We start from the raw sequence: 25,540 nt of genomic DNA on the forward strand, positions 1-25,540 counted from the left end.
GACACCGACGCCCACCTCCCATGCGGTGAATCATCTCGGCACTAAGTTGGGGCAATCTATCGGACCAGCCCAGGAGACACTCCAGCATGACCAACGGCAACGCAGGGAAGGGCAACGCCGCGCCCGCCTCAATCGACGTCCACTGGAAAGCATGTGAAGGTCCAGTTACAAATCAGTTCCGAATGCGCCAAGCCTTGAACAGCGTGTGGGTCGATGGTCATCGGCCGCTTCAACGGTTGATTCTCGGACTCCACGCTGGTGTCCACATAGCCTCGCAACCATCATGACCCTCCTCGATCAACTTCCGCGATTGTCGCCCTACGACCCGGGTGCTTCGGGTGAGGGCAGTCTCGACCCGATGGGGCTTGCACCGATCGCCGAACGGATGGCAGAACTTCTGGTGCCCGGCCTGCGAGCCAGGATGAGCCTGCCTCGATTTGTCACTCTCACCGCTGTAGGAGCGGTGGCAGTCCAGTCGTTGGTTGACGAGATCGGTTCCGACGGATCCACCACCGCCGATCTCGCGTACGAGTGGCTGGTGGTGTCCGCATTGGTTCAGTCGAAAGATCCAACGGCAGTCCGATCACTGCCGGGTAGCCGAAAAGCGCGCCGAGCGCTCAACATCGGTGAAGGACTCAATGCACAAACCTACCTGCGTGGCCCCCGTGTCTTCGGATTCACTGGTGTACACCGCCCGTTCAGCGTCGACGCAGGAATTATCGACAATCGCGGCTTGCCCCTAGATACGGCCGCGTCGCTTGTCCTGGCGTGGGAGAAGGACACCGGGATGGACGGCTTCTTCTCGGGTCCACGAGCCTCACGTGGTGGAAACTTCCGAAGAACCATCGAAGAGCAGAGCTTGAATGCCCTGAAGACCGATTCAGCACCCAAGCAAAGTCGACTGTACCTCGACATCCAGCGCACCCTTCTCCCCTCGTCGCCAGGCACAGCGGAACGCGCACAGCTACACCGGATCGTCATGCACAGCAGTCACGAGATCCGGAACACTCTGAGTCGAATGATCTTCAACGACCCACCACCGCAAGATATTCCGGAGCACGAGATTGCGGCTCATCTCCTTCCTCGTGCCCCTGCCGATCTTCGCGTTCTCCTCTATGCAATGACTGCCTACGAGGAATGCGCGACGGTCATCGACCGAGCCTTCCGAGACCTGGTTCGCCATATGTCCGCGCAGACGGGATCGACGGACCCCGATTCACTGCAGATGCTGATCAAGGCCGCGCAGTCACTCCCCGCATTGACCCAACGCGCCATAGACACCGCCGCCGAAGTCGACAACCATGTAGCCGACACATACGCAGTGATCTCGCATCTATCCGCTGACATCGCGGAATCGACAGCGCTCTTTCACAACCCTATGGGTCCCAGATCAATGTTCGACGCGCTCCTTGAGCGGCACCGCCAAGTCCAAGAATCGAAGGACAAGCTGATGTGGCTCGACCAGATAAAGGGCAGCTGGATCACACGATCCGCGTACCGCAATCAACCGCACACCGACAGTGAGAATTGGATACACCCGATGCGCTTGAGCACCCTTCAACGGTTCGTGGACACGACCCGGTGACCTCCACTCCGTTACTCGACGGTTGGCAGCCACCGCAAGGTGCGGGCCAACCTGTGGCTGCGATCGCGACAACATTCGTCTTGGAACCAACCTTCTTCGAAACCGATTGCCTCGGACGATTTCTCTCGCTTACTACGCAGGATGAGGGGTCCGGTAGCGTTGTCGACACAATCGCACAGCTCGAGAGGGAGGATCGTCTCAGCGAGCCTCAGATCACTGTCCTCGCCGACCGCAGCACCGCAGCAGACCGGGCATCCCTTCGCTGGGACCTTCTGCACTGCAACGTCAATCACGGACTCTTACACTCGAAGGTTGCAATTCTGATGTGGGAGAACGCCACCCGTGTCCTGATCGGATCCGCCAACCTGACTTCCGCGGGATACCGCAGGCAGATCGAGATCGGCATCAGCGCCAACCTCGGCGCCGATTGTCTGCTACCGCCCGATACTTTGATCGACCTGTCTAACGAGCTGGCAACCTACCTTGATCTGATTCCCGGCGGGCAACCCGACTACAAGCCCATCATCCGTGCCCGCCGCATACTCACTGAGTTCGAAAGACGCGTCAACCATCAGCGCGACACTGCTGGGAGTTCCCGCACCGTCGAGGTCAGCCTTGCCCCAACTCGTCCTGGCAACTCTCCACTCGCCCAGTGGAAAGACGTTTGGCACGGACCGAATCCGACACGTGCACTTCAGCTCTCACCATTCTGGGACAGTGAGCCAGACACAACCCAGGCCGTCGCTTCCATCCTCACCGGGCTACCCAAGTCCAGCCGACGCCACGATGCCGCGACTGTCCCAGGCTACGACGGCACTCTCGCACTGCCTCCCTACTTGAGAGACCTTGCAGGGACCTACCTGCTCGCACCGCTTGACACCGAAGTGCGAGCGCTACATGCAAAATGCCTGCTTTTGGCGAGCGACACCTGGATTGCGGCGCTAATAGGGAGTTCCAACCACACCGCAGCTGGCCTCGGGCTCTCCGCACAGCCACACCGGGAGCTGAACGTGTGGCTAGGCGCGCCGATACGCAGCTCCGAAGGGAGAGCACTGGCCTCGTTGATCGTGCTTGGTGACGTGATCGAATTGAGTGACACACCACCGAAGTTCGAAGACGAGGACGAAGCTCCACCGACACCACTGCCGTTGTTCTTTGAGATCTGCCGCCTACGTATGGCTGCTGGTACCGAAACTTGGCAGATTGTCATGCAGTTCAATCCGGAACTGCTGTTGAATGATTGGGCGGTTCGCTCCACCAACGGGACAGTGCTGGTGACCGGCGAGGACTGGACGGCACTCGGACGCATCGCTGAGATCACCCGGAACCTGCTTCCACACGAGTTGCCCTCCTTTGTTGACGTGACTTGGTCAGGAAACATATCCCCTTGGACTGTGGTCGTCGACGACCCGCACCTTCTACCACTCGGCAGGTCGACTGCGGACCTCTCCGCTCGAGACTTGTTCGCCGCGTTGGCTGCAGGCAAATCCGTGGCAGCAGTAGCAGAGGAGAACCAACGGAATGCGGTGCAGGTCAAGGAATTGGGTTTTGCGTGGGACCCGCTCGCACGATTTGACGATCCAAGTTCCCTGCTACGAGAAGGCCGCTCGTTGGCGGCAGCGTACCTGCAATTGCAGTCCCGCCTGTCCCGGCGTGCACCCACTGCCGACGCAATCCAGGCTAGGCTAGCTGGCCTGCTAGGGCCGATCTCTCTTGCGGACAAGGTAGTTGAATCGGTATCCGGTCAAAATGACAGCGCCGCTGGAGGACTGTTCAAGCTGGCTGAACTCGCACTCGCAGTGGGACGAACTAATTGGGCAGCCGCGTGGGCTGATCTATCCGAAGACGACGTGCTCCAGGCGAGGCGAGCAGTAATCGACGCGATCCAACACCTTTCCAGCGCAATCAAATCCATAGCATCGGGCCCTGTCGACATCACAGACTACGCCCACAGAGCAACACAGGAGGCCCTACGATGCCTAAGCAATTGACATCGTTACTTCGCACTGAGATCGAACCGCTGTTCACTGCGGCCTGGAAGCGACAACTGCGTACCGCAGCAGATATTTTGGGTCGCCTAGATCAACAAGAAGGTGTGATTCTCGCGGATCGGGTCGGTATGGGTAAAACGTATGTCGCTCTCTGCGTTGCAGCCACCGAAATTCTTTCGACAGAACCACGCGGACAAGTCGTAGTCCTCGTGCCACCTGCGGTCGCAACCAAATGGGTCGACGAATGGAAGAAGTTCAGCACCATGTGTCTTCAGCCGGCGCACAGTATCCGGTGTGTCGCGGAGCCGATCCGGAGCGGTGAGGCATTCCTCAAAGCCCTCGACGACCCAGACGATTCCGCCGCGCACCTCCTGATCGTCACTCACACTGCCTTGACCACCACCATGAAGGACCAGTTCATTCAACTTGCGCTACTACACTTGGCGACCCGCCGCAGGTCCGAATTACTTGCGTTGCGGCCAGTCATAGCAAAGTGGTGCGATGGGCAGAGCGGCTTGCTACGTCACCGACAATTCACGAGCGAACGTGTCGAAGCCCTGTTGAACGAGAATCCGCGGACCTGGCGCCGACTGTGGAACAACCTGACTGGTGAAGAACTGCCTGACGACCCAGTTCCTAGTGCACTACTGGAAACCCATGACCGTATCGATCTCGATCCGCTTCGGCAGGTGATCCGCGAACTCCCGGTCAACCGCTCGTCAAATCTGCCGCAGCGGCTCACTCTGGCCCGCGTCGAGTTGGACCGTTCCACTCAGGCTGTATGGAAGTCGGTATTGGCCTCGACCTCGATGGAGCTCCCCTTGCTCATCGTCGATGAGGCACACCGGCTGAAGAATGGAGAAACTCACCTCGCCCGACTATTCGCGGTGCCCGGCGAAACTCGGTCGGGTGCGCCTATCGAACGGGGCGGATTGAGTGGGATATTCGCGCGGATGCTTTTCCTCACCGCGACACCATTTGAACTCGGGCATCGAGAATTGACCAATGTTCTCAGCCGGATGCGCAGTGTTCGGCAATACGCTGATCAGATCACTGATGATTTTGATACCCGCCTCGACGAACTCTCCGCCGCAATGGACTCCGCCCAGAACTCCGCGTTGGTTCTGGATGACGCTTGGGGCCGACTCGAACCCTCCGACATCGCCGCCTTCGACGCCTGGCAGGCAAACTCGGCACCCCCGCGAGGCGTGAACAGAAGCGTGTCCGCCGCGTGGAAAGCTGCGTGTGAGGCCGTATGCCGACGCGAGGTGATGCATCAAACGCTGCGACCGTGGATCATTCGGCACGAACACGAACAGCGTCGACGGTACCTTCCGGGTGCCGCACTGGCCCTCGGCGCAGCGTCAGATCCGAGCAGAGGGCTTCCCATTCCTCCTGACCTGATGTTGCCGTTCTTACTCGCTGGGCGGGCACAATTCGTCGCCAACTGCAACGAGCAGAACGGTGCCAGACCTTACTTCGCGTACGGCATCGCATCGTCATTCAACGCCTTCCTTCGGTCCGCGACTGGAAACGCTTCACGAGAGAGTCCTGATGTTCGGCAGAACAATGAGGAAAGCGACCTCGAGTTGCTCGAGCCGCAAACACCTTCCCCCTACGAGCCGATCACCGAGGACGAAAGCTCCTGGTATCAAAGGGAAATTGTTGACTTGCTCAATGACGACCGAGTTCACCCTGACAGTCATCCGAAGGTGCAGGCGACCGTAGATCGCGCACTCGACCTCTGGTGCCGCGGTCGCAAGTGCCTGATCTTCTTCTGGTACGTCCGCACTGGCGAGGCTCTCGAATCGGCATTGAAGTGCCGGATCGATTCCGAAATCAACACTGTCGCGGCAGGAGCATTGGGACTGAACTCCCACGATCCCGTGCAGGTACATGACGCGATCGCGCAAATTTCCGATCGGATATTTCGCTTGGCCACCAAATCCGGTGACGACATCCGTGGCCGCTTGCGCGGCCTATTTGCCCTGTCAGTCACCAAAGACACCCCCGATGCGGACATTCTCACCGACAACCTGGTTGAGGTTACCGTTCGCACCTTGCGCTCACCTGCATACCTCGTCCGCTACACGACACTGTCACTCGACATGGACGTCGAGACACTGTGGCGCGGACTCGGGGGAGGCAACCAACACCGGCTGAACTTTCTGAAACAGCTAGCGGACTTCGCCCTGCGCGCCTCCAAGATGGAGGACTCCGAACGGGTAAGTGTCTTTGCGGCGCTACTCGGCGAGCATGACGCGAGAGACGCTACCAACGAGAAGTCGGGCCGCGGAGCAAGTTTGCAGCCGGTCCGGCGCGCACACGGCGAAACCAGACGAGACAGCCGTGAGCGCCTGACCCGAGTATTCAACACCCCATTCGCCCCTGACATCTTGGTTGCTAGCTCCGTCATGGGCGAAGGCATCGATCTGCACCAGCAATGTCGCGACGTGATTCACCACGATTTAGATTGGAACCCAAGCGTATTGGAGCAGCGCACAGGCCGCCTGGATCGAATTGGCTCTCTCGCCGAACGCGATGGTCAGTTGATAGATGTCTATGAGCCCTACCTGGCTGGAACCCACGACGAGAAGATGTACAAGGTAGTGAAGGATCGCGCCGGATGGTTCAACATCGTGATGGGACGTGCCGGCGGCCATAGCGAAGTGTCTACCGACAAAGAAGAGAACCGAATCCCCCTGGCACCACAGATCGCCCAGGCCCTGACCATGGATCTGCGAAGCCCTGTTGCTCCAACGACAGACCTAAGATTGCAAGACACCGCGATGCAATGAGTCCGCCCATACAGTCACCGTCGGGCGCGGCCGCACGAGTCGCTTGATGCGTAGCACCGCGCTTCCGCTAATGTACTGAGCGCGGCCCGACGGACTTCCGCTGTGATTCACAGCCACGGACATGCCCCCACCCGCACGACTCGATTCGTGCTGCCTGGGGGATCTCACTGTGACCTTGCTTCGTACTTCTGCCAACAGGATTGGTGCGATGGCGCATCCTGATTCTCTGGTGGAACAGTTGTTGGAGCAGATGCTGTTCCGTACCGGCCGACGCGCCAGTGAATCGGAGCAGAAATCGTGGAGCCGTAGCCTTCCCGTTCTGGCCAATGATTTGATTGAGGCCGGACTCGGTGGCGTCGAGATGTTGGTCGAGTATCATCTACCGCTCACTTCTCAGCGCGCTGACGTCATTCTTGCGGGCATGCATCCCGCCACGGGTAGACCGTCCTACGTCGTCGTGGAACTCAAACAGTGGTCGGCCGCGCAACGATACGAAGATAGTGCTGACCTTGTCGATGTACCGGGAATGCCTGGTGGTCCCAAGCTACATCCGGTCGCACAGGTCAAGGGTTACTGCGACTATCTGTTGGACTTCGCGAAAGCTCTTGCGGATCAGCCGGACGCGGTTGCCGGTGTCGCCTACCTCCATAACGCCACAGATCCCGCGGCTGTCGCAGATCTTCGGTCCTATCCGATATCCCTCGCCGGGCGGTTGTTCACCGGCGCTGATCGCGGCGATCTGCAGACCTTCCTCAAATCTCGGCTGTCGACCGAGTCGTCAGGCCACACCGCCGGCGACACATTGATCCGGTCCGCGGTTGCGCCGTCTCAACAGCTCCTCAAAGTGGCTGCCGCCGAAGTCCGGGATCGGCCGCAGTTTCACTTGCTGGGTGACCAGCAACTCGCTGTCGACCTCGTACTCCACGCAGTCGAGCAGGCGCATCAGCTCGATCACAAGCGAGTGATCATCGTGACCGGTGGACCTGGCAGCGGGAAGAGCGTTGTTGCTCTATCCCTACTGGGCGAACTGGCAAGGCGAGGGCGAACAGTGTTGCACGCCACTGGTTCCCGGTCCTTCACACAAACTCTCCGCAAAGTGGCCGGAGCCCGCGCACCGCGGGTTCAGAAGATGTTCAAATACTTCAATCAGTTCATGGTCGCGGATCGGAACGGCCTCGACGTCTTAATCCTCGACGAAGCCCACCGCATCCGCGAGACCTCGGTAGACCGCTACACCAAAGCCGAACTGCGAACCGAGCGACCGCAGTTGGATGAATTGATGGCAGCAGCCCGCGTCCCCGTCTTCCTGCTCGACGAGTTCCAGGTAGTGCGTCCCGGCGAGATGGGATCGCTGGAACAAATCGAACGCCATGCAAAATCTCTCGGCCTGGAAACCCAGCATGTTCATCTCGGTGAGCAATTCCGTTGCGGCGGTAGCGAAGAGTACGTTCTCTGGGTCAAGCAACTCCTCGGACTCTCCGAAGGTAAGCCTGTTCCCTGGAGTGGAGACCCCCAGTTTTCCATTCGCATTGCTGACACTCCGCAAGAGATGGAGCATCTACTGTCCCAGCAGATGGAGCGCGGATACTCAGCTCGTATGACAGCAGGCTACTGCTGGCCGTGGAGCAACGCCGAAAAGGACGGCACTCTCGTGGCGGATGTCGAAATCGAAAACTGGTCTCGGCCGTGGAACAGCAAGAGCGACCGACGAATTGGCAATGCACCTCCCGCTCCGCTCTGGGCCACCGAAGACGGCGGCTTCGGGCAGGTTGGATGCGTTTACACCGCACAAGGCTTCGAATACGACTGGAGCGGTGTCATTCTCGGCCCTGATCTCGTGTGGCGCAACGGCGCATTCACGACGGTGCGCACCGCCAATCGCGACCCGGATCTGAAGAACACCAAGAAGATCGGCGACGTCAGATTCAACCGCTTGATCCGCAATATCTACAAAGTTTTGCTCACCCGAGGCATGATCGGAACGGTCATCTACTCGACGGATGAAGAAACTCGAATTGCATTGCGTTCTTTGGTAAGTAAGCACGGGTGACGGGCTCCGCCCCTCCTCTTCCAGGCAAGTACCACATCGTCACCCACTCTATGCATGCTTTCACCACGGTTGTCATCCATTCGATACGCCTCGGCCTCCATTCCCGCATCAACCCATCAACGTCGAACACATCCTCACATCCGCAGTAGGTATATCCATCGAATCACATTCGAACCTGACAGGGCTGTTGACGCTCCGAGCGCAGACCTGGTGGCCAGCTCAGTTCGATCTGCGTCGGATGTACTAGCAACTACGGACGCAATGGCGGACTCGCACGCTGCGACAAATTGAGGTCATGTATTCAACGCCTTGCGACCCAAGCACCCGCGCAGAAAGCGTAGCTGCATCTTCGCCGTGGCGCGCCGCGCAATAAGCACATGAACGATAGACTCATCAAATTGTCCGACCCCAAGGAACGACATCCGAAGGCCGCTAATAACCGTAAGGGACACCGTGACCAACGAGTTCGATGATCAGTACGAGCACTTCGTGAAGATGCTCGACACCGAGACGCCGCAGGGCGTCGTGAAGATGCTGGCACTGTTCGGCACGGACCCGGGACTAATCCAGCAGATCCGTGAGCGTCACGAGAACGAAATCATCAAAGTAAGAGAACAAGGAAATGCACCGTCTGTCGTCCTCGGCAACCGCACGACATGGTATACCGGTCCCCAACCATCGGATAAATGCTGGCCCGCACTCACGAAACAACTACATAAGCAGAATTGGTCCAAAAACTCTATCGAAGCACTTGATCGTTCCTCAACGCAAGTCGTGCAAATGCTGAACCATCCTAAAGAACGGAAATTTTCTACTCGGGGTCTTGTTGTCGGTCACGTACAGTCCGGAAAGACAACTAATTTCACCGCGGTAATGGGAAAGGCCGCCGATCGTAAGTACAAGCTATTCATCGTCCTCGCAGGAGTTCACAACGGACTTCGGCGCCAAACGCAACTCCGACTAGTGCAGGATCTTGTCACCCCCAATAAAGGCAACTGGATGCAGCTGACAGTTCCCGACAGAGACTTCACCGCCCCAGCTAACGCTGCGGCATATTTCGCAAAAAGTAATCGCCAGCACGTTCTCTGCGTAATAAAGAAGAATCCTGCCGTTCTCCGCCGGTTTAACAAATGGCTGGATTCCGCATCCGAATACCTCGCAGATTGCCCAGCCTTGATCATCGACGATGAGGCAGATCAGGCGACTGTAGCAACCAAGAAGACAAATCCCCTCATACTCGACATGATAAACAAACTACCAAAATCTGCCTATGTAGGCTACACTGCAACACCTTTTGCCAACCTTCTCATTGACCCATCGGCCCAGGACTTATATCCCAGAGATTTCATAATTAGCCTCCCGAAGCCTGAGGGGCATTTCGGAACCGAGGTGCTATTCGGTCGAGATTCTCTAGATGGAGAGGATCCGGATGAGGTTGATGACGGGTTCGACATGATCCGGGAGATTGCGGTTTCAGAAATAGCGGGAGTCCGTCCAAGTAACCGCGCGGACAAGGACGGATTCACTCCCGACATCGACGGTGCGCTCGCCGATGCAATCCAATACTTTTGGCTTAGTACTGCGGCACGCAAAGTTCGCAATACTGGAAATAAACATGCAACAATGCTAATCCACACCAGCGTAAACACGGAAATTCATAACAGCTTCCGAGAACCTCTCATCGCCTTCCAGCAAAATTTCAAAAACTCACTCAACTCCAACGATCAAAGTTTCCTTGAGAAACTCCGCACACTATGGGAGATAGAGACCGCCAAGGTTCCTGCGCAAGATTTCGGCCACACCCCGGTTGGATTCGAAGAACTGCTAATGAAACTCTCAAATGTAATTGCTAGTTGCGAGGTCATTCTCGACAATGCGAGCAGCAAGGTTCGACTCAACTATGAAGGTGAACCCGTAGTTGCTATTGCGGTCGGCGGTAATACTCTCTCCCGAGGCTTGACGCTTGAGGGACTATCGGTCAGCTACTTCGTTCGTGCCGTCTCTGCATACGACACCCTACTACAAATGGGTCGATGGTTTGGATACCGCACCGGATACGAAGATCTTCCACGCGTCTGGATGACCGCGGAGCTACGAGACTGGTTCCGACATCTCGCTACAGTCGAATCAGAGATCCGGCGAGACATAGCAGTCTACATGGTCGAGGATAAGACTCCGCTAACATTCGCAGTTCGCATGCGTACACATCCTTCATTGAGGGTAACGGCCGCCGCAAAGATGAAGAAATATGCAGTAGCTGCATCATCGTATGGTGGACAGCGAATCCAGACACGATATTTCGATCTTGATCAGAGGACCCTGATCAATAATCAATGCGCCGCCAAGGACCTCATTACAGAATCAATTTCTTCCAGCTTAGGCTCCCTTCAATTTGCCGACGAGGGAAACTATTTGTGGACAGGCGTTCCATTTGATCCGGTAATCACATTCCTCCAAAATATCGATTTCATGAAAAGTCGCAGGAATGTGACTCCAAAATTCTGACAGACTATATCCAAAAACGCGTCGAAAATTCATCTCTATTGAGATGGAACATTGCAATCATAGGAAAGAGGGCCGGAAATGACTTGGATTCATCAATCGAATTTGTTCCCGGCATTCGCGTTGAACGAATTACACGATCCCGCCTGACCGAAAGTACAACAACCGACATCAAGACACTTATGAGCCGACGCGATGCCGCTATCGACCTAACCATTCCGCCTTCATCGGGAGAACTAACGGAAGATGCGATCAAGTTCCTCCGCAATAAACAGCATCCCGAAACTGCGCTACTAGCCCTATACGTGATCGACAAAGAATCAATTCCTGGTCCTCGAACAGCGAAAACTCGATCCCCGATCAATGCCCCTGAACATATTATCGGCGTCGGCCTCGTATTCCCAATGCCTTCCGGCGACGACAGCGAAGTGGAGTGGGAGTACATCAGTGCCGATCTGTCCGGTGTTGAGCTTGAGGAAACTGACCTTAGCGAACTTAGCGACCTTGAATATGAGGAGCGTTGATGTCTGGAACATTTCGGGGAATTCTGGCTGATCATTGGAATGCCCTCGAAGCCGTACGCCCGACATCGGAGGAACGCTTGCGGACCTCACGGTTGCCTGTCGACACCAGCACAGGCCAACTCTTGGCCGCGGTCGATGCACATGGGGCGCGTCACATCCTTGTACCAATCGAAAACAACCAGCGCGTCAAAAGGCACCTTGACGGCGTAAACCTGAGAGTCGACGAACGTGCACTCGAAACTAGCGGAATTTACTCTCGGTACGCCGATATCTCGTGTTTAGACCACAACCTAAATGCGATTTTCACGGACATGTGCTCAGACGTTATTCTAGGTGTCGCATCCAACCCGAAGTATGCATTAGCCTCGACAAACAAGGTGCTAGACCGTTGGCGCTCACTATTTGCATCCTCAAATTCTCTGCTTCGAGAAAGCCAGCTAACGGGACTCTTCGCCGAACTCTGGGTTCTCCGTGAACTATTGAGAAAAAGCTCGTCAGCAGTTTCTAAGTGGACGGGCCCTTCCGGCCACCGTCACGATTTCACCTTCGGTTGCAATGCACTCGAAATCAAGGGATCTCTGGCTACAAGTGGACGTCGAGTCCGAATCCACGGCCTCAGCCAGCTAGATGCACCAGCCGAAGGGAACCTCTATCTTCGTTGGATTAGATTACAATCCCATCCAAATGGGCACAGTATCGGCTCTCTGGTCGAGGAAATACTCAATCTAGGCGATGACGCACAATCTGTCGCCGAGAACCTCAAGATCTTGGGATACTTTCTTGCAGACGCAGATTCGTATCGCAATAATCGTTTTCAAGTTACTGAAGATATTTGGTATCATATCGATGTCAATTTTCCAAGACTGACCGAACGTCAACTTTCTGACGCTGGCATACTAACCTCGGCCGTCGATGTCAGCTACTCGATTGACCTCCCCGATCCAGTAATACAAGGGTTACCACCAAGTGCTGTGTCCACACTACTCGACAGCCTTATGAAGGAATATAATCGATGACTCATGGCTGGAGTTCGCAAAGGTTCCCCCCGGAGGCGCTTCCGCGGCAGAAGGTATTCGAAATCAATTGGGCAGACCCGCATTAAACCAATTGACTGTTCTTGTACGCGAAGCCGCACAAAATAGCTGGGATGCACGGATTCGTACACAGCCGGTTGACTTTCGAATCGAATTGAATGATCTAAATGCCAGTATGGCTCCATCATGGCGCCGTTTGCTTACACCGACCGCTCCGGCAGCCCGGCACCTTCCTCTTCGGAAATCGCTTAGCGAATCGATTAGAGTCCTAACAATCTCCGACCGCGGAACTAAAGGACTTGGCGGGCCAACACGTGCCGACAACGCAGTTACCAAGGATAACGACTTCGTCTCATTCATACGAAATATCGGCGAACCCCGGAACACCACCCACGGCGGAGGAACATACGGATTCGGAAAAGGAATCTTCTATCTACTATCAAAATCTGGAACTGTGATAATCCACACCAGATGTAAGATTGGAAATAGCTACGAAACGAGGCTGATCGGATGCAGTCTATGGAAAAGCTATTCTGTCGGAGAGGGAATGCAAGGAACGCGCTATACCGGCCGTCATTGGTGGGGAGACACCTCCGACGAAGCTCTAGTCGAACCGTTCGTCGGGGAGAAAGCCGAAGACCTAGCAGACAAGCTGGGCTTCACTGCGTTCAAAGGAAAAGAAACCGGAACAACAATAACGATTATTGATCCAGAACTCGATGACTTTACGCCAGAGGAGGCAGTCAGGTGGATGGCAGATGCAATTGCTTGGAACCTATGGCCAAAAATGATATATAAGGGTGATGGCACCGCGCCCGATATGAATTTCTCCGTTTCCCACAATGGCCGCAATGTACCACTACCGGATCCGAATGAAACTCCACCTCTAAACCTATTCGTTCGCGCCTATCGGGCGATCGAAAAACCTGATGCCGAACAGATATGGGTAAAGAGCCCGAAAATATATCTCGGTAAAATTGGCATGAATAAGACACTTCTCAAGCCATTCGACGCAAGCCCGGTTGCTACCGAATGTGGATTTGATACCACATCTCATCATATCTGCCTCATGCGAACTGCTGAACTTGTCGTTAGCTATTACAAAGGTCCCGCGACCGGCGCTCGATTCTCCTCCTATGCGGGCGTCTTCCGCACGGATCAATCTGTCGATGAGTCGTACGCAAAATCTGAGCCCCCTACACACGATGCCTGGCGATGGGAGCCGCTCGACGGCAATGACAGAAAAATTGTCAAAGTGACATTCACGAGACTCAAGGAGTACGCGAACAAACAGGTCTCCCTGGAATCGGGAATGATCGACGCAACAGTCAAGGCACCACTTGGCGCAGCTAGCCGCCAATTCTCTTCTCTGGTGTCCGGCGCACAGGGATTCGGAGGTGCAACCTCATTCGTCCCCTTCAAGAATGCAAGAAGTCGTCAGTCGAAATCACCCAATGGCGATCGTTCGTTCGATCAGGGTCCAGGGAAACGCTCCTCAAAGCCCAAGATTCACGAAAATTCACCAAATTCTGATAGCGAAACAGAAACGAACGTTTCAAGCTTTCCTCAGGGACGCCACAGATCCAGCGGGCGACCGCGAGTCGTATATGTTGGCGAACCAACCTTCGAAATCATAAATGACATTCCAGCCGTCACCCAATGTTTCCGAATTCCAGAACGCGTCCGAGTTATCGTCGAAAGTGCCGTCGGAGTCGCTATTCCGGGCAGTACGGGAAAAGAAACTGATCCGCCGGCCAATGCGCCTCATCCAACGACCTTGGGATGGTCCGATGATACCGGCACTGTGTTTCACGGTCCTGGAAGCTTGGAGATCGACGGGGGCGACGCGATATGGAAAGTCATTGTTAAGCCCGCTCCCGACACAGTCACCTCAATCGAATTGTCTGTCAACAGAAAACCAATTATCGCATGACACTTACAGCGTTTCCGTATCGCGTACCAAACGACACGACCGTGACACCACTCGACTGGAATATTCTGATCGATGACACGCCATTATATCTCGGCGATCACATCCCGGACTGGGATTACAATACAGATCTCATCCTGACGCGAATTATTACTATCGACACGGATCAGCTCTGCTCAGATACCGGACTGCCTCCTGGAACCAATTTCGCAGTGTCGATCGTGTGGTCTGCGTCCGGATCTAACCAACGCGGACAAGGATTTCGGAAAGTCTTCTCCCAGAATGGAATCCAAAACATCGAGGCGCGATTGTTGCTGGAAGGCGCCTATCTTGGCGGAACGCTTTCACTGGAGACAATGCTGACCCTGGCGGATGACCTGGTCGATGCGCCACCTTTCGCAGCGCACAAAGGGGGATCACTGTTGTGGTCAGATAGCGTGTCAATCCGACTTCAGGGCGATGCCCCACAGTTCCCGATCGCGATCCTTGACTTCACAGCAACTAGTTTCCCTGCTGAGGCAGCTTGGTACCTTCAGATCGGAACAAATCTCCACGCAGCGACAATGGGATCTCTATTGCTCTGTGTCAATGAAGGAAACAAGGCCGCATCCGCAGCATTCAAGAACGCCGCTCGGCCAGCGCAAGTTGATCTCGCGATAATTTCTTCCACGTACACCGATGTCGCACGGACTTTGATTGAGTATGCATTGACCAACGCGGAATTCGACGACGAAACGGATTTCCCCGAAGATAGTCTGGGCGCAATGCTGCAGGCTCTCATACAGACACGATTTCCTGATACACCGCTTCCGGATCTACGTCAGCACCGAGACAATTCTCCAGCCCTATTCTCCAGCATAATTCAAGCATCGGCCAGAATCTTCGAGGAGATTGAATGAGCCTTCTATATCCCCGACTGATGCCAAATATCGCCAAAGTCTTGCACGCCGACTACAAGAAAATGACCATTGACGAGCTTGGGCTCCAAGCGAAGTCGCAACATGATAGTGCCGTCTTTGTCGCTACCGGGGGCGCACGCGTTTCGCCAGACAAGCTTTTAGAAGTCCGTAATATCGTACTGAAACTTGCCACTACTGCAGGGTTCCCAGAGAAACCTTCGGCAGACGCCAAGAATACATTCGATCTCTCTGTCGCACGATATCTCCACAGCGAGCTTGAGATGGTGCCAGCGGAAGCCGCCGCTGGTGATATCTGGGCGTTCTTGTCACTCGTCGTGCTTCCCGACGTGTCCTATTGGCGTTTTCTGGATCCGCCGGGCGACCGTGTGCTGGCCTCGGACATGACCCGCCATGTGTTTGGCCGGCTGTGGTGGCGTGCCCAACTCGTGTACGAATCAAACAAGAGTGATCCATATTCATCAATCGATCAGATCGGAGGCGAGGCTTTCGGTCAGATCTACGAGCGTCGGGCTTCACTCGGTGCCAGCCCGTTGGTCGTCAGGAACATTCTCAAGGTTTGGTCTGAACTCGATCCATCCTCCCAGAAACGCAGTGTACTGCGAGACTTCCTTAAGCGACTGCTCAGATTGAGAGCATTCGTGGCCTTCGAGGCGCAATCGGAGGACGGACTCACGCAGACCATGCGCAGTGCTTTGCAAGAGTCCATCGACGCGTTACTCCCCGGAAGGACGCCTGCCAAAACTCTGGCACCCGACGAGAACGAGATTGTTCAGGTGTCGTACCACCACGATAGGGTTGCGGTATGTCTCGCGCCACCGCCTTCCGAACCCTAGATCTATTTTCGGGTGCGGGGGGCCTGTCAGCTGGGATGAGGGCTGCTGACAGCCGATTTTCCCCTACTCTCGCCGTGGAGATGGATCCGGCGGCAGCTGCAACGTACGCAATGAGCTTCCGCACGCACGTGTATGCAGGAAAAATTGAAGACTGGCTTCGGGACGAAGACGTACCCGAAGTCGACGTGGTTGCGGGTGGACCGCCATGCCAGGGATTCTCGTCACTCGGGCGCCAAGACATAGCGGACCGTCGCAATACGATGTGGGCGCACTACGCTGAGTCCGTCCGACGTGCGAAGCCTCGATACTTCATTATGGAGAATGTCCCGCAATTCTTGAGTTCACCTGAGTTTATTTTGTTGCAACAGAGCACCGAACGCGGTGGCCTGCTGTCCGATTATACTTTCAAAGCCTATGTCCTAAATTCCGTGCACTATGGAGCTGCGCAGGCAAGAAAGCGAACGATCATCCTTGGCTGGCATCGAGATCTTCCAAACCCAGGAATTCCGACACCAACTCATTTGGATCGACCGGTGACCGTTCGCGAAGTTCTCCACGGAGTGCCAATAGAGGTCAGGGATACCGACCTTCCGGAATCTCAGATCGAATTCGACGGAAAAATATTCCGCGGCGCTTTCAAGACTTCCGAGCTTCACCTCACGCGAAAATACCAAGATATTTCACTTCAGCGATTCAAACATATTCCAGAAGGCGGTAACCGGTTCGATATCCCAGACAAATTATTGGCAGATTGCTGGCGAAAACACAAGACTGGGTCCGCCGACGTCATGGGACGACTACGATGGGACAGGCCGTCTGTAACAATCAGGACAGAGTTCTTCAAACCAGAGAAGGGCCGGTACCTGCATCCAACCGAGAATCGCGCAATCACTCACTATGAAGCAGCTCGAATTCAGGGATTTCCCGAAGATCACTTGTGGGTTGGATCAAAGACGGCCATAGGTCGACAGATCGGTAATGCCGTACCTATCCCGCTCGGCCACGCTATCGGAAAGACCATCGCAAATGCTATGGAACACAATTGACGGTTGCACATGCAGTCTCCTCGATTGCCGGTTCATGCCACCTTGCTAATCTAAGAAATACCCCCAAGATCTGCAGCTCGGGGTCGTCCTTGCAAATCTTATAATCGACACAATTAATCACACTGGCGTGGCACATGTACCGCGATCACCGCTAACGCACGGCGCCTCAAAGAGATTTTGCGCTTCCTTATCTTACAGGTAATCTTCAATCCGCAAATAATCACACCTTCTTTGTCTGGCCGATGCCGCCTACCCGTCGTCGCGGGCCCAATTCGTAGACCAGCATTATCACTGCGGGCCAGGGACCACCCACCAAGGCAGTTGGTAGACTCACCGGAGCGCAGCCCTGGTGTTTTCTAAAACAGTTCAACTGTCCGAGCTGGTCAAGCAACATCCTTTCCGCGCAGCATGGTCCGGAGGCTAGTCAGACGATGAACCGACCAACTCTGTTTCCTATCCCCGGCGACAGTGCTGTCACGATGACAGGAAGATCCCGCCGAATTTCCCGGCGTGGCGGCGCATTCCCCGGCAAACTGCGCGTGGCGGCCGCAGTCGATTACGAATTGCTCCGAATATTGTCGAAGGCGGCATCTGGGGCGGCAGCCACCATTGCATCAGGACTTCGATTAGCATTCAATCGTTGGCAATCCGCAGTGTTTCTGCAACAGCTCTCTCCGGATCTGCCGTACTGGCGACAAGTTCTAGCGTTCTGCGCCCGACGGAAATCTCCAAGTGGTCCACGAGTATCTCCGACTGCTGACGCCTACCTACCAGAGCGAACCTCTCGACGTCAGTCAGCTCTATGCCATCGCTAATCTGCAGCCGAGGCGATGTCACTTCGAGCCGGAAAGAGCCTATCGCACGACCCTGTCTACGAAGCCGATGACATCCGCTCCCGGACCCACCTTGCCATTCCGTATGGCGGGAAATCGGAGAGCGACGAGTCGTTGCGGCCGGCTCACATTCGCCGTGCATTCAACAGCCCATTCTGGCCGTTCATCGTGATCTCGACTAGCGCCGGCCCCAGAGGGTATCGACTTCCATCCGTGATGTCACCATGTGGTGCATTGGAATACACCATCGAACCCCGTCGACTTCGAACAGCCTGAAGGCCGCGTCGACCGATTCCGTGGTCATGATGTGCGACGCAACCTAATCGAACGCCATCGCATCAGCATTTTGGGCGCTCACGACCTTCACCCATGGACTGGCTCGTACGCCATCCAGGGGTGAAGATCTCGGCGGACTGGTCCCGGATTGGATCTATCCCGGATCGCACAAGGTGATTCGCGAACTGATGCCGTACGAGTTGAGCATCGACGGACCTCGACTGGAGAAGGCTAAATCCGGAGTTGCTCTCTGCCGCCTGGCCTTTGGGCAGCCTTGGCAAGAAGACCTGATCGAAATACTCCAGCATCGGAACGTCGACGCTGAGGCAGCCGCAGCCATGCGACATGACCTCACACCACCTCCGCGAGAGAAAGATCGAGGTCAGTCCTCCACCTCGACGCCGTAACCTACTGCCATCGCGCCGAGTTCGTGGTTATGTCCCTGACCTACCGCCCGGAGACGCCAGACATCTCCGCGGCGGTAGATCTCGGAGAGCACCATGGTCTTTTCGACGGTCCCGAGGTCGAGAACGAATGTCGCAAAGGTTCCGTCGGGACCATCAATGCTGACCGAGACGGCTCCCAAGTCACCGAATGTCTTCTCACCGTCGACCGCGGCCGCTATGACCACACGCCGGCATTCCGCAGGCAATGCATCGAGATCTGCGCGGACACTCTGCTCGCTGTCACCGTCGACGGAAAGCTCGACTGCGCCGTCCTCATCCACGGTGTTGTTGTAGAAAACGAAATCCTGATCCGAATCGACTTTGTTGGTTCCGTCCAAGAGGAAGGCAACCACATCGACGTCGAATTCGTCTCCTACGTTCTCTGCCCGCCACGCAACGTTAATCGACCACGACGACTGAGATGTGGGAAGATCGACGACCTCGCCGCGCATCAAAATCGGTGCAGACAAACGTGATTCAAGCTTCATGTGCGCCGGCACGACACCCGAGACCAGGGATTCGTTAACATCGGATTCCGTGATCTGCGGAAGCCCTCGTTCGATAACCCTTGTCATTCGTTTGTCGGACTGGCCGCCCTCCAACACCAAGACTTCAGTGACGGCGGTTGTGAAATTGAGAGACGGACGAGCACCGAGCTGAAGGATGCGCGACCGCATGATCACACCGTCGAGGTGATTGCCACCAAGAATCAGCACGCGGCGCCCCTGCCAGGCCTTCGCCTTCCGATTCGCGAGAGGCGAGGCTGTCGCAATCGTCGACGATCGCACAACCGGGTTCTGTTCGACGAGCCGCGGCTGTGCCGGTACCACGATCTCCGGCACCAGAGCGACCTCGCGCTCAGGCTCGACGATCTCTGGCGCGACTGCGACTACAGGTGCCACTGGGACTGTAGGCACTACATCCGGATTGATGACGGCGACATCATCGCTCTTCAGTTCGCCAGGCAATGCCTGGACCAACAATTCTTCGAGACGCTGTTCCGAGATGACGGGAATGCCGTCTGAGCCAGCCTTGCGCACCTTGCTGCTCTGGGATGCCGCGTTGTCGCATACCACAACGCTGGTCTGGCGGCTCACCGAGTTCATGACATCAAGTCCTGCAGCGGTGAGGCGCGCTGCCAACTGGATTCGAGGAGTCCGTGTTGGGCCGCTTATGACAACCTTCATGCCCTGTACCAAACCGTGCGCTGTATCCAGGCGTCCAGGATTGGTGAACGACGACGGCACCCGCTTGATCTGTTCGGGATGAAGTGCGACGCGGCGGTCCTTGCAACCGACAACCGGAAGCGGAAGCTGCAGGGACTCTGCCAGGGATGCGCTTCGCCCAAAGACCTCTACGAGTACCCTAGCGTCGTCATACGCGTCGTGCGCATTGAGTTGCTCGACCTTCCAGTACTCTGCCAACGTTCCGAGCCGATGGTTGGGCACATCGAGTTCCAGACGCCGCGAAAGCGCCAGGGTGCAGAGACGCTGTTCTATCGGGGTGGTAAAACTAGCGCGCTGAAACTCTGCGTCCAGGAATCCGTAGTCGAATGAGGCATTGTGCGCAACCATTGTTCGGCCTGACATCAACTCACCGAACTCGTCGGCAATATCCTCGAATCGAGGGGCTCCCGCCAAACGCTCGGGTGTGAGGCCGTGGACATGGACCGGGCCGGGGTCGCACCCTGGGTTGAGCAGCGTCGAGAACTCCCGCTCGACTGATCCGTCTTCACGCAATAACAGCGCGGCGATACTGAGCACCCGGTGCGAGGCGGCACGCATTCCCGACGTCTCGACGTCGAGAACAACCCAGCTGTGATCAGCGGGCAGCCGATGGGTCTCTGCTTGGCGTAGCGCGCTGGTCATCGAAATACCTCCGTCAGACAACAATGAATGCGATCGACTCGGGGCCGATTCTCATCGACATCATTCCTGAACCGTCCGACAGATCGTATTACGAAGCTGACCGATTCAATCGTCGCCACCTCAAACTACGGCGAAGCGGATCGAATCAATCTCCGATTTCGAGATGCTCTAGGTTCAATTCGGTGGTCAGACCCAGTCCCAGATAGACCATCGGATCGGTGGCACACCTGCCGCCTTCACCTTCAGCACCGAAGGCACTGAGTTAAGATCGCCCCAACTGCGATTGAGACAATATCGTCACGAGATGCGGCGTCCAGAAGAGTCACAATTCAAAGCTTTCCGGAATCCTTCGGGGCCGCCAATTCCTCTCGATCTACAACGAGCGTATCGAACGCTCATTCAGGAAGTCGTTATGAGCCAAACACATATATCTACAACGATTTCCACGAGGCTGCGACGTATCTGCGCGCTCGTCGCGGTGGCAAGTGCGTTTGCACTGACAGCTTGCTCCACGAACCCAACTGAGGCTACGTCCCCGTCAACAACTGTGGCCTCGTCCACTGCGCAGCCTGAAACAACTACATCACTCCCACCATCTGTATCGACCTCACCGATGGTCATCGAATCCGAATCCACAACCACTGAGGAAGCCATCGAACCCGTAGTGGAAGAAACTACGGCCGCCGAACCCGTCGTAATCGAATGCCTGCAGGGAACGCCAGGGCCGGCAATGTGGAGCGACGGCACGATGGCATATTCCCAATGGTGCTTCGATCAACTCGGTGGAACGAAATATTTGGAGAGTGAGCGCCGTGCCAACACCTTTGATTGTGACGGGACCATGTGCCGCAATCCAAATTCAGGTGTCACTTACCCGGATCCGAAAGCCGCCTCACCCACGGCGCCCACAGCGAAGACCGCAACCCCAGCCGAAGTCCGGCAAAACCAGCAGGAAATCGCAGAGTCAGGCTGCTCGACGTCCGGCTGCATCCAAACTTACTTCGGATGCCGCGACGGTTACATCACCGGCGAAATGTGCAGCCGGTGGGGCTTCTGATCTAGCCCACCCGATGGTGCCTCTGACAAACCTCACGGGGAGGCGGTTCCGAGGCCACCCGAGTCGTGGAGAGTCTCGAGAATCCACGACTACCTCGCCAGCCCGTCGGACATCGAGATCAGGCCGAACCCGTGATGCATCCCCCGATCCGGGGTATCCACACGACCAGCCCGTATCCTGCCGGATTCCCGTCAAGTAGGACCAGCGTCACGCACCAAACGGGCGCACGGTAAACATGAAGGACATAGAAACAGATTCCCTTATCGGTAAACGAGGTACGACAGATGAACGGTGCAGCTGCCATCGGTGATGGCATATTCCAGATTCCAGTCCCCATCACGAACAACCCACTGGGCAACACCCTGGTCTACGCGATGGAATCTCCGAACGGGTTGATCCTCGTCGACGCTGGTTGGGGCGATGACAACGGTTGGCAGGGTCTCAACGCCGGCTTGGCGGAGATCGGCCATTCCGTCACCGACATCGAGGGCGTTGTCGTGACGCATTTCCATCCTGATCACACAGGACTGTGTGGTCGCGTGCGTGAGGCGTCGGGCGCTTGGATCGCCATGCACGAGGACGATCACGACCTCTTCAACAAGATGGCGACCACACGGGATGAAGATTGGTTGACCTATCAACTGGACAACATGACCAAGGCTGGGGCCCCCGAAGCTGATCGGGAAGCTTTCCGGCATTCAGCCGGAAGCGAGGCTCCGGCCAGCATCGACTCTGCTCCCGACCGCATTCTCTCGGACAACGAGATTATCGCTTTGACCGGCCGCGGACTCCAGGTCGTCTACACCCCCGGACACACGCCGGGCCACGTCTGCTTCTACTTGGACGACGCGAATGTCATGTTCACCGGCGACCATGTCTTGCAGAAGACGACCCCGCACGTCGGAAACTTCACGTATCCCCTCGAAGAACGTGACGCGCTGGCCGATTTCTTCGCTTCACTACGACGCGTTCAGACCATGGACATCACGCGCGGCCTGGGCGCTCATGGCATTCCGATCGACAGTGTCGGGGGCCGCGCGGGCGAGCTGATCGAGCATCACGAGGAACGCCTCGACCATCTGCTCGAGGCTTTTGCCGATCAGAAGCTGACGGTGTGGGATGTTGCGGCAAAGATGAAGTGGTACAAGCCGTGGTCGGAGATTTCACCGATGGGCAAGACCATGGCATTGTCCGAAGGTGCTGCGCATCTGCGCCATCTGGTTGCGCGCGAGCAGGTTTCGCAGGTTCCGGATACGGACCCGGCACTGTTCATTCGTACATACTGAGAAAAACTGTACTGAGACATAAGGGTCAGGGCCGACGCGTGTGCGTCGGCCCTGACTTCTATTTCGCGTCAGCTTCGGCTTGATCAACAATTCTTGTCGACGCCGACCGCGGAACCACCACCACCGGAACCGGTGAGTAGCGAACGATTTTCGCGGCCCGCGATCCGAGGAATACTCGGGCGATGGATCCGGCCTGACTTGATCCGACCGTCAGCACGTCACCGCGATCCCAGTCGATATCTTCCAGCGCCTCATCCCAGTTCCGGCCATGACCGACAACAGCTTCCATGCTGTCGGGCGTCTCCGGCAGGGCTCGCACCCTCTCGAATGCGGCGTTGGTTTCCCGTTCGACAACCTCAGCCCATTCCATGACCACTTGGTTATCACCTTCGGTACCGAGGGTGGTGGTGTACTGAGCCGAGGAACGAACGGCGAAGGCAGCCAGACGAAGTCCCGCACCGACCCTCGCAGCAACTGTCGCGGCAGCCAGAACCAGCTCGTCCTGATCGGGAGTACCGGAATAGGCTGCGGTTACTCGCCGCACCACTTCGTCTTTCTTGACCCGAAAACCTCGGGGCGCCAGAGCAACCGGAACGTCGGAGCTATGAAGGAGCCGAGAGGTCACACTGCCGAGCGCCACGTGACCGAAAACTCCGGCCGTCGACGAGTCCAGGATGATCATCTTCGCTTCGTGCTCGTGAACAAGATCCAGTAGGCCACCGGCGGTGGAATTCGCCTCGTGAATGACGTACTGGGCGTCAATGTCCGCGGGAACCTCGGCACGCGCCTTCGCCAGTGCCTCTTCAGCTTCGGCGCGTAGTTGCTGGTGATACTCGCCGTCGACGCGCATCATTCCCGGTGGCGGCGGAGACGGAATTACAGAACACACGATCAGCGGTTCACCGGATGATCGCGCTAACAGTGTTGCGAGATGGATGGTCCCGACGCTGCTATGGTCCGGCGCGTAGCCGGCGAGGAGAGTCATGACTCAACCTCGGTTCGCTTCTGGCTACCCAACTTGGAGTGCTTCATGGAGTACGCGAAGTACCAGATGATCGCGATGGAAACCCACACGAGGAACACGTAGATCGTGACGGTCCGAAGGTCCTTGATGATCCACAGGCAACCCAGAATCGACAGGATCGGAGTGACGGGATAACCGGGAACCTTGAAGCTACGCGGCAGATCCGGATCACTGCGTCGCAAGAGAATGACACCCACCGAGACCACGAGGAAGGCCACCAATGTGCCGATACTGGTCATCTCGGCGAGGAAATTGATGGGGATGAAACCGGCGAGAATGCTGATGACAATGCAGACGATGATGGTGTTGGGAACCGGAGTGAGAGTCCGCGGATTCACCTTGTGGAAGATGGACGGAATCATGCCGTCGCGCGACATCGCGAACAAGATTCGGGTCTGACCGTAGATGACGACGAGTGTGACGCTGCAGATCGAGATCACCGCTCCGGCGGCCAACAATGTTCCCGGCCAAGTAGATCCGGTGACTCGCTCGAGGATGGCGGAGAGCCCGGCTTCCTGGCCTTCGAATGATGCGGAGTCCTGAGCACCGATGGCAACGACAACGACGGCAATGTAGATCGCAGTGACCGATACCAAAGCGATGAGGATGGCTAGAGGCAGGTTACGACGCGGATTCTTGACCTCTTCACCGGCCGTCGATACGGCGTCGAGGCCGATGTACGAGAAGAAGATGATGCCGGCAGCGGACATGACACCACTGAATCCGAACGGAGCGAAGTCAGCGAAGTGGTTGCTGTTCCACCCGGCGATACCGACGACGATGAAGAGCAGCAGAATCGCGAGTTTGATCGACACCATGATCGCGTTGGCCTTGGCCGATTCACTCGCACCGCGAATGAGCAACACTCCACACAGGCAGACGAGGATCACGGCAGGCAGGTTGATGATGCCGCCCTGCTCGGGGGCCTGGGACAGCGCGTCGGGGATCCGGAATCCGAAGAGATTGCCGAGCAACTGATTGAGATACTGCGACCAGCCAACGGAGACTGCAGCGGCAGACACTCCGTATTCGAGAAGCAAACAGGCGCCGACGGCCATGGCCGGTAGCTCTCCGAGCGTCGCGTACGCGTAGGAGTACGACGAGCCCGACGCTGGGACAGCTCCGGCCAACTCGGCATAACAGATTGCCGTGAGTCCGGCGACAACACCGGCAACAATGAAGGAGATGATCACAGCCGGACCGGCAACCGGAACGGCCTGGGACAGGACGAAGAAGATGCCCGTACCGATCGTGGCGCCGATGCCGAACATCGACAGCTGCACCAACCCGATACTGCGGGTCAGCTCACCGCCTTCAGTATCGGCTCCGGTCTCCTTGTCTATCTGTGTCGCCGGCTTGCGCCGAAGTACGTTTTTGACGAGAGTAGCCATCGACGCTCCTCTAGAGTGCCTGGTAGGAAACTGTTGTATCCTCATACTGCACGTAAGTGTCCTGCGACACAACAGTAGAAGCAAAGTTGTCTAGATCACGCCAACTGTCCGGTCTGCGCCCGGACTATTCGAGAAACCGGGGAGCT

16 protein-coding genes are annotated in these 25,540 nt (G+C 56.5%); 13 read left to right on the forward strand and 3 right to left on the reverse strand.

Going from position 1 to position 25,540, the window contains the following annotated elements; genetic code table 11:
* The first annotated feature begins 283 nt into the window (after positions 1–283).
* The 11 genes from BDB13_RS24815 to BDB13_RS24860 all read left to right on the forward strand — a co-directional run bounded on the left by BDB13_RS24815 (position 284) and on the right by BDB13_RS24860 (position 17,213).
* On the forward strand, positions 284–1,585 hold the full coding sequence (locus BDB13_RS24815; protein ID WP_094274140.1) for a hypothetical protein: 1,302 nt from the start codon (positions 284–286) through the stop codon (positions 1,583–1,585).
* Complete coding sequence (locus tag BDB13_RS24820) at positions 1,582–3,576, forward strand: hypothetical protein (protein WP_141210687.1); 1,995 nt, start codon at positions 1,582–1,584, stop codon at positions 3,574–3,576. The genes BDB13_RS24815 and BDB13_RS24820 overlap by 4 nt, the downstream gene beginning before the upstream one ends.
* Positions 3,561–6,374 carry a helicase-related protein gene (locus BDB13_RS24825; RefSeq protein WP_176459665.1) on the forward strand — a complete coding sequence of 938 codons (2,814 nt, stop codon included), beginning with the start codon at positions 3,561–3,563 and terminating at the stop codon, positions 6,372–6,374. Before BDB13_RS24820 ends, BDB13_RS24825 begins: the two co-directional genes overlap by 16 nt.
* A gap of 169 nt (positions 6,375–6,543) precedes the next feature.
* Positions 6,544–8,424 carry a DUF2075 domain-containing protein gene (locus tag BDB13_RS24830; RefSeq protein ID WP_369597464.1) on the forward strand — a complete coding sequence of 627 codons (1,881 nt, stop codon included), beginning with the start codon at positions 6,544–6,546 and terminating at the stop codon, positions 8,422–8,424.
* 453 nt (positions 8,425–8,877) lie between these two features.
* Positions 8,878–10,929 (forward strand): Z1 domain-containing protein, encoded by a 2,052-nt coding sequence (locus tag BDB13_RS24835; RefSeq protein WP_217902150.1) that lies wholly within the window; start codon positions 8,878–8,880, stop codon positions 10,927–10,929.
* A gap of 83 nt (positions 10,930–11,012) precedes the next feature.
* The gene (locus tag BDB13_RS32615; protein WP_217902151.1) at positions 11,013–11,450 is read left to right on the forward strand and encodes a hypothetical protein; all 438 of its coding nucleotides are present in this window, start codon (positions 11,013–11,015) and stop codon (positions 11,448–11,450) included.
* Complete coding sequence (locus tag BDB13_RS24840) at positions 11,450–12,466, forward strand: PD-(D/E)XK motif protein (protein ID WP_094274143.1); 1,017 nt, start codon at positions 11,450–11,452, stop codon at positions 12,464–12,466. Before BDB13_RS32615 ends, BDB13_RS24840 begins: the two co-directional genes overlap by 1 nt.
* Before the next feature lie 67 nt (positions 12,467–12,533).
* Positions 12,534–14,417, forward strand: a complete 1,884-nt coding sequence (locus tag BDB13_RS31775; protein ID WP_141210688.1) for a hypothetical protein — start codon at positions 12,534–12,536, stop codon at positions 14,415–14,417.
* Positions 14,414–15,313, forward strand: a complete 900-nt coding sequence (locus BDB13_RS24850; RefSeq protein WP_094274145.1) for a hypothetical protein — start codon at positions 14,414–14,416, stop codon at positions 15,311–15,313. The genes BDB13_RS31775 and BDB13_RS24850 overlap by 4 nt, the downstream gene beginning before the upstream one ends.
* The gene (locus BDB13_RS24855) at positions 15,310–16,167 is read left to right on the forward strand and encodes a DUF6339 family protein (RefSeq protein ID WP_141210689.1); all 858 of its coding nucleotides are present in this window, start codon (positions 15,310–15,312) and stop codon (positions 16,165–16,167) included. Before BDB13_RS24850 ends, BDB13_RS24855 begins: the two co-directional genes overlap by 4 nt.
* A 35-nt stretch (positions 16,168–16,202) precedes the next feature.
* Positions 16,203–17,213, forward strand: a complete 1,011-nt coding sequence (locus BDB13_RS24860) for a DNA cytosine methyltransferase (RefSeq protein WP_254923060.1) — start codon at positions 16,203–16,205, stop codon at positions 17,211–17,213.
* Positions 17,214–18,704: 1,491 nt separating this feature from the next.
* On the opposite strand, the gene BDB13_RS24875 is transcribed toward BDB13_RS24860, so the two are convergent.
* Positions 18,705–20,636 carry a TerD family protein gene (locus BDB13_RS24875; RefSeq protein WP_094274150.1) on the reverse strand — a complete coding sequence of 644 codons (1,932 nt, stop codon included), beginning with the start codon at positions 20,634–20,636 and terminating at the stop codon, positions 18,705–18,707.
* A gap of 613 nt (positions 20,637–21,249) precedes the next feature.
* Between BDB13_RS24875 and BDB13_RS24880 the strand changes: the two genes are divergently transcribed.
* On the forward strand, positions 21,250–21,693 hold the full coding sequence (locus BDB13_RS24880; protein WP_254922946.1) for a hypothetical protein: 444 nt from the start codon (positions 21,250–21,252) through the stop codon (positions 21,691–21,693).
* A 284-nt stretch (positions 21,694–21,977) separates the two neighbouring features.
* Complete coding sequence (locus BDB13_RS24885; RefSeq protein ID WP_094274152.1) at positions 21,978–22,979, forward strand: MBL fold metallo-hydrolase; 1,002 nt, start codon at positions 21,978–21,980, stop codon at positions 22,977–22,979.
* A gap of 58 nt (positions 22,980–23,037) precedes the next feature.
* Here the strand turns inward: BDB13_RS24885 and BDB13_RS24890 are convergent, their stop codons facing one another.
* Together BDB13_RS24890 and BDB13_RS24895 are read right to left on the reverse strand one after the other, a co-directional pair.
* Positions 23,038–23,964, reverse strand: coding sequence for a universal stress protein (locus BDB13_RS24890; protein WP_094274153.1), 927 nt, complete (start codon positions 23,962–23,964; stop codon positions 23,038–23,040).
* Positions 23,961–25,394, reverse strand: a complete 1,434-nt coding sequence (locus tag BDB13_RS24895; RefSeq protein ID WP_094274154.1) for an amino acid permease — start codon at positions 25,392–25,394, stop codon at positions 23,961–23,963. Before BDB13_RS24895 ends, BDB13_RS24890 begins: the two co-directional genes overlap by 4 nt.
* Between the last annotated feature and the right edge of the window lie 146 nt (positions 25,395–25,540).

Source organism: Rhodococcus sp. OK302, assembly GCF_002245895.1.
GTDB lineage: Bacteria > Actinomycetota > Actinomycetes > Mycobacteriales > Mycobacteriaceae > Rhodococcus_F.

Coding starts and splice junctions, on each gene's coding strand:
- BDB13_RS24895 (WP_094274154.1), bottom strand. CDS start 25,394: ATGGCTACTCTCGTCAAAAACGTACTTCGGCGCAAGCCGGCGACACAG.
- BDB13_RS24885 (WP_094274152.1), top strand. CDS start 21,978: ATGAACGGTGCAGCTGCCATCGGTGATGGCATATTCCAGATTCCAGTC.
- BDB13_RS24860 (WP_254923060.1), top strand. CDS start 16,203: ATGAGGGCTGCTGACAGCCGATTTTCCCCTACTCTCGCCGTGGAGATG.
- BDB13_RS24840 (WP_094274143.1), top strand. CDS start 11,450: ATGTCTGGAACATTTCGGGGAATTCTGGCTGATCATTGGAATGCCCTC.
- BDB13_RS24850 (WP_094274145.1), top strand. CDS start 14,414: ATGACACTTACAGCGTTTCCGTATCGCGTACCAAACGACACGACCGTG.
- BDB13_RS24825 (WP_176459665.1), top strand. CDS start 3,561: ATGCCTAAGCAATTGACATCGTTACTTCGCACTGAGATCGAACCGCTG.
- BDB13_RS24880 (WP_254922946.1), top strand. CDS start 21,250: ATGGTCATCGAATCCGAATCCACAACCACTGAGGAAGCCATCGAACCC.
- BDB13_RS24890 (WP_094274153.1), bottom strand. CDS start 23,964: ATGACTCTCCTCGCCGGCTACGCGCCGGACCATAGCAGCGTCGGGACC.
- BDB13_RS24855 (WP_141210689.1), top strand. CDS start 15,310: ATGAGCCTTCTATATCCCCGACTGATGCCAAATATCGCCAAAGTCTTG.
- BDB13_RS24815 (WP_094274140.1), top strand. CDS start 284: ATGACCCTCCTCGATCAACTTCCGCGATTGTCGCCCTACGACCCGGGT.
- BDB13_RS24875 (WP_094274150.1), bottom strand. CDS start 20,636: ATGACCAGCGCGCTACGCCAAGCAGAGACCCATCGGCTGCCCGCTGAT.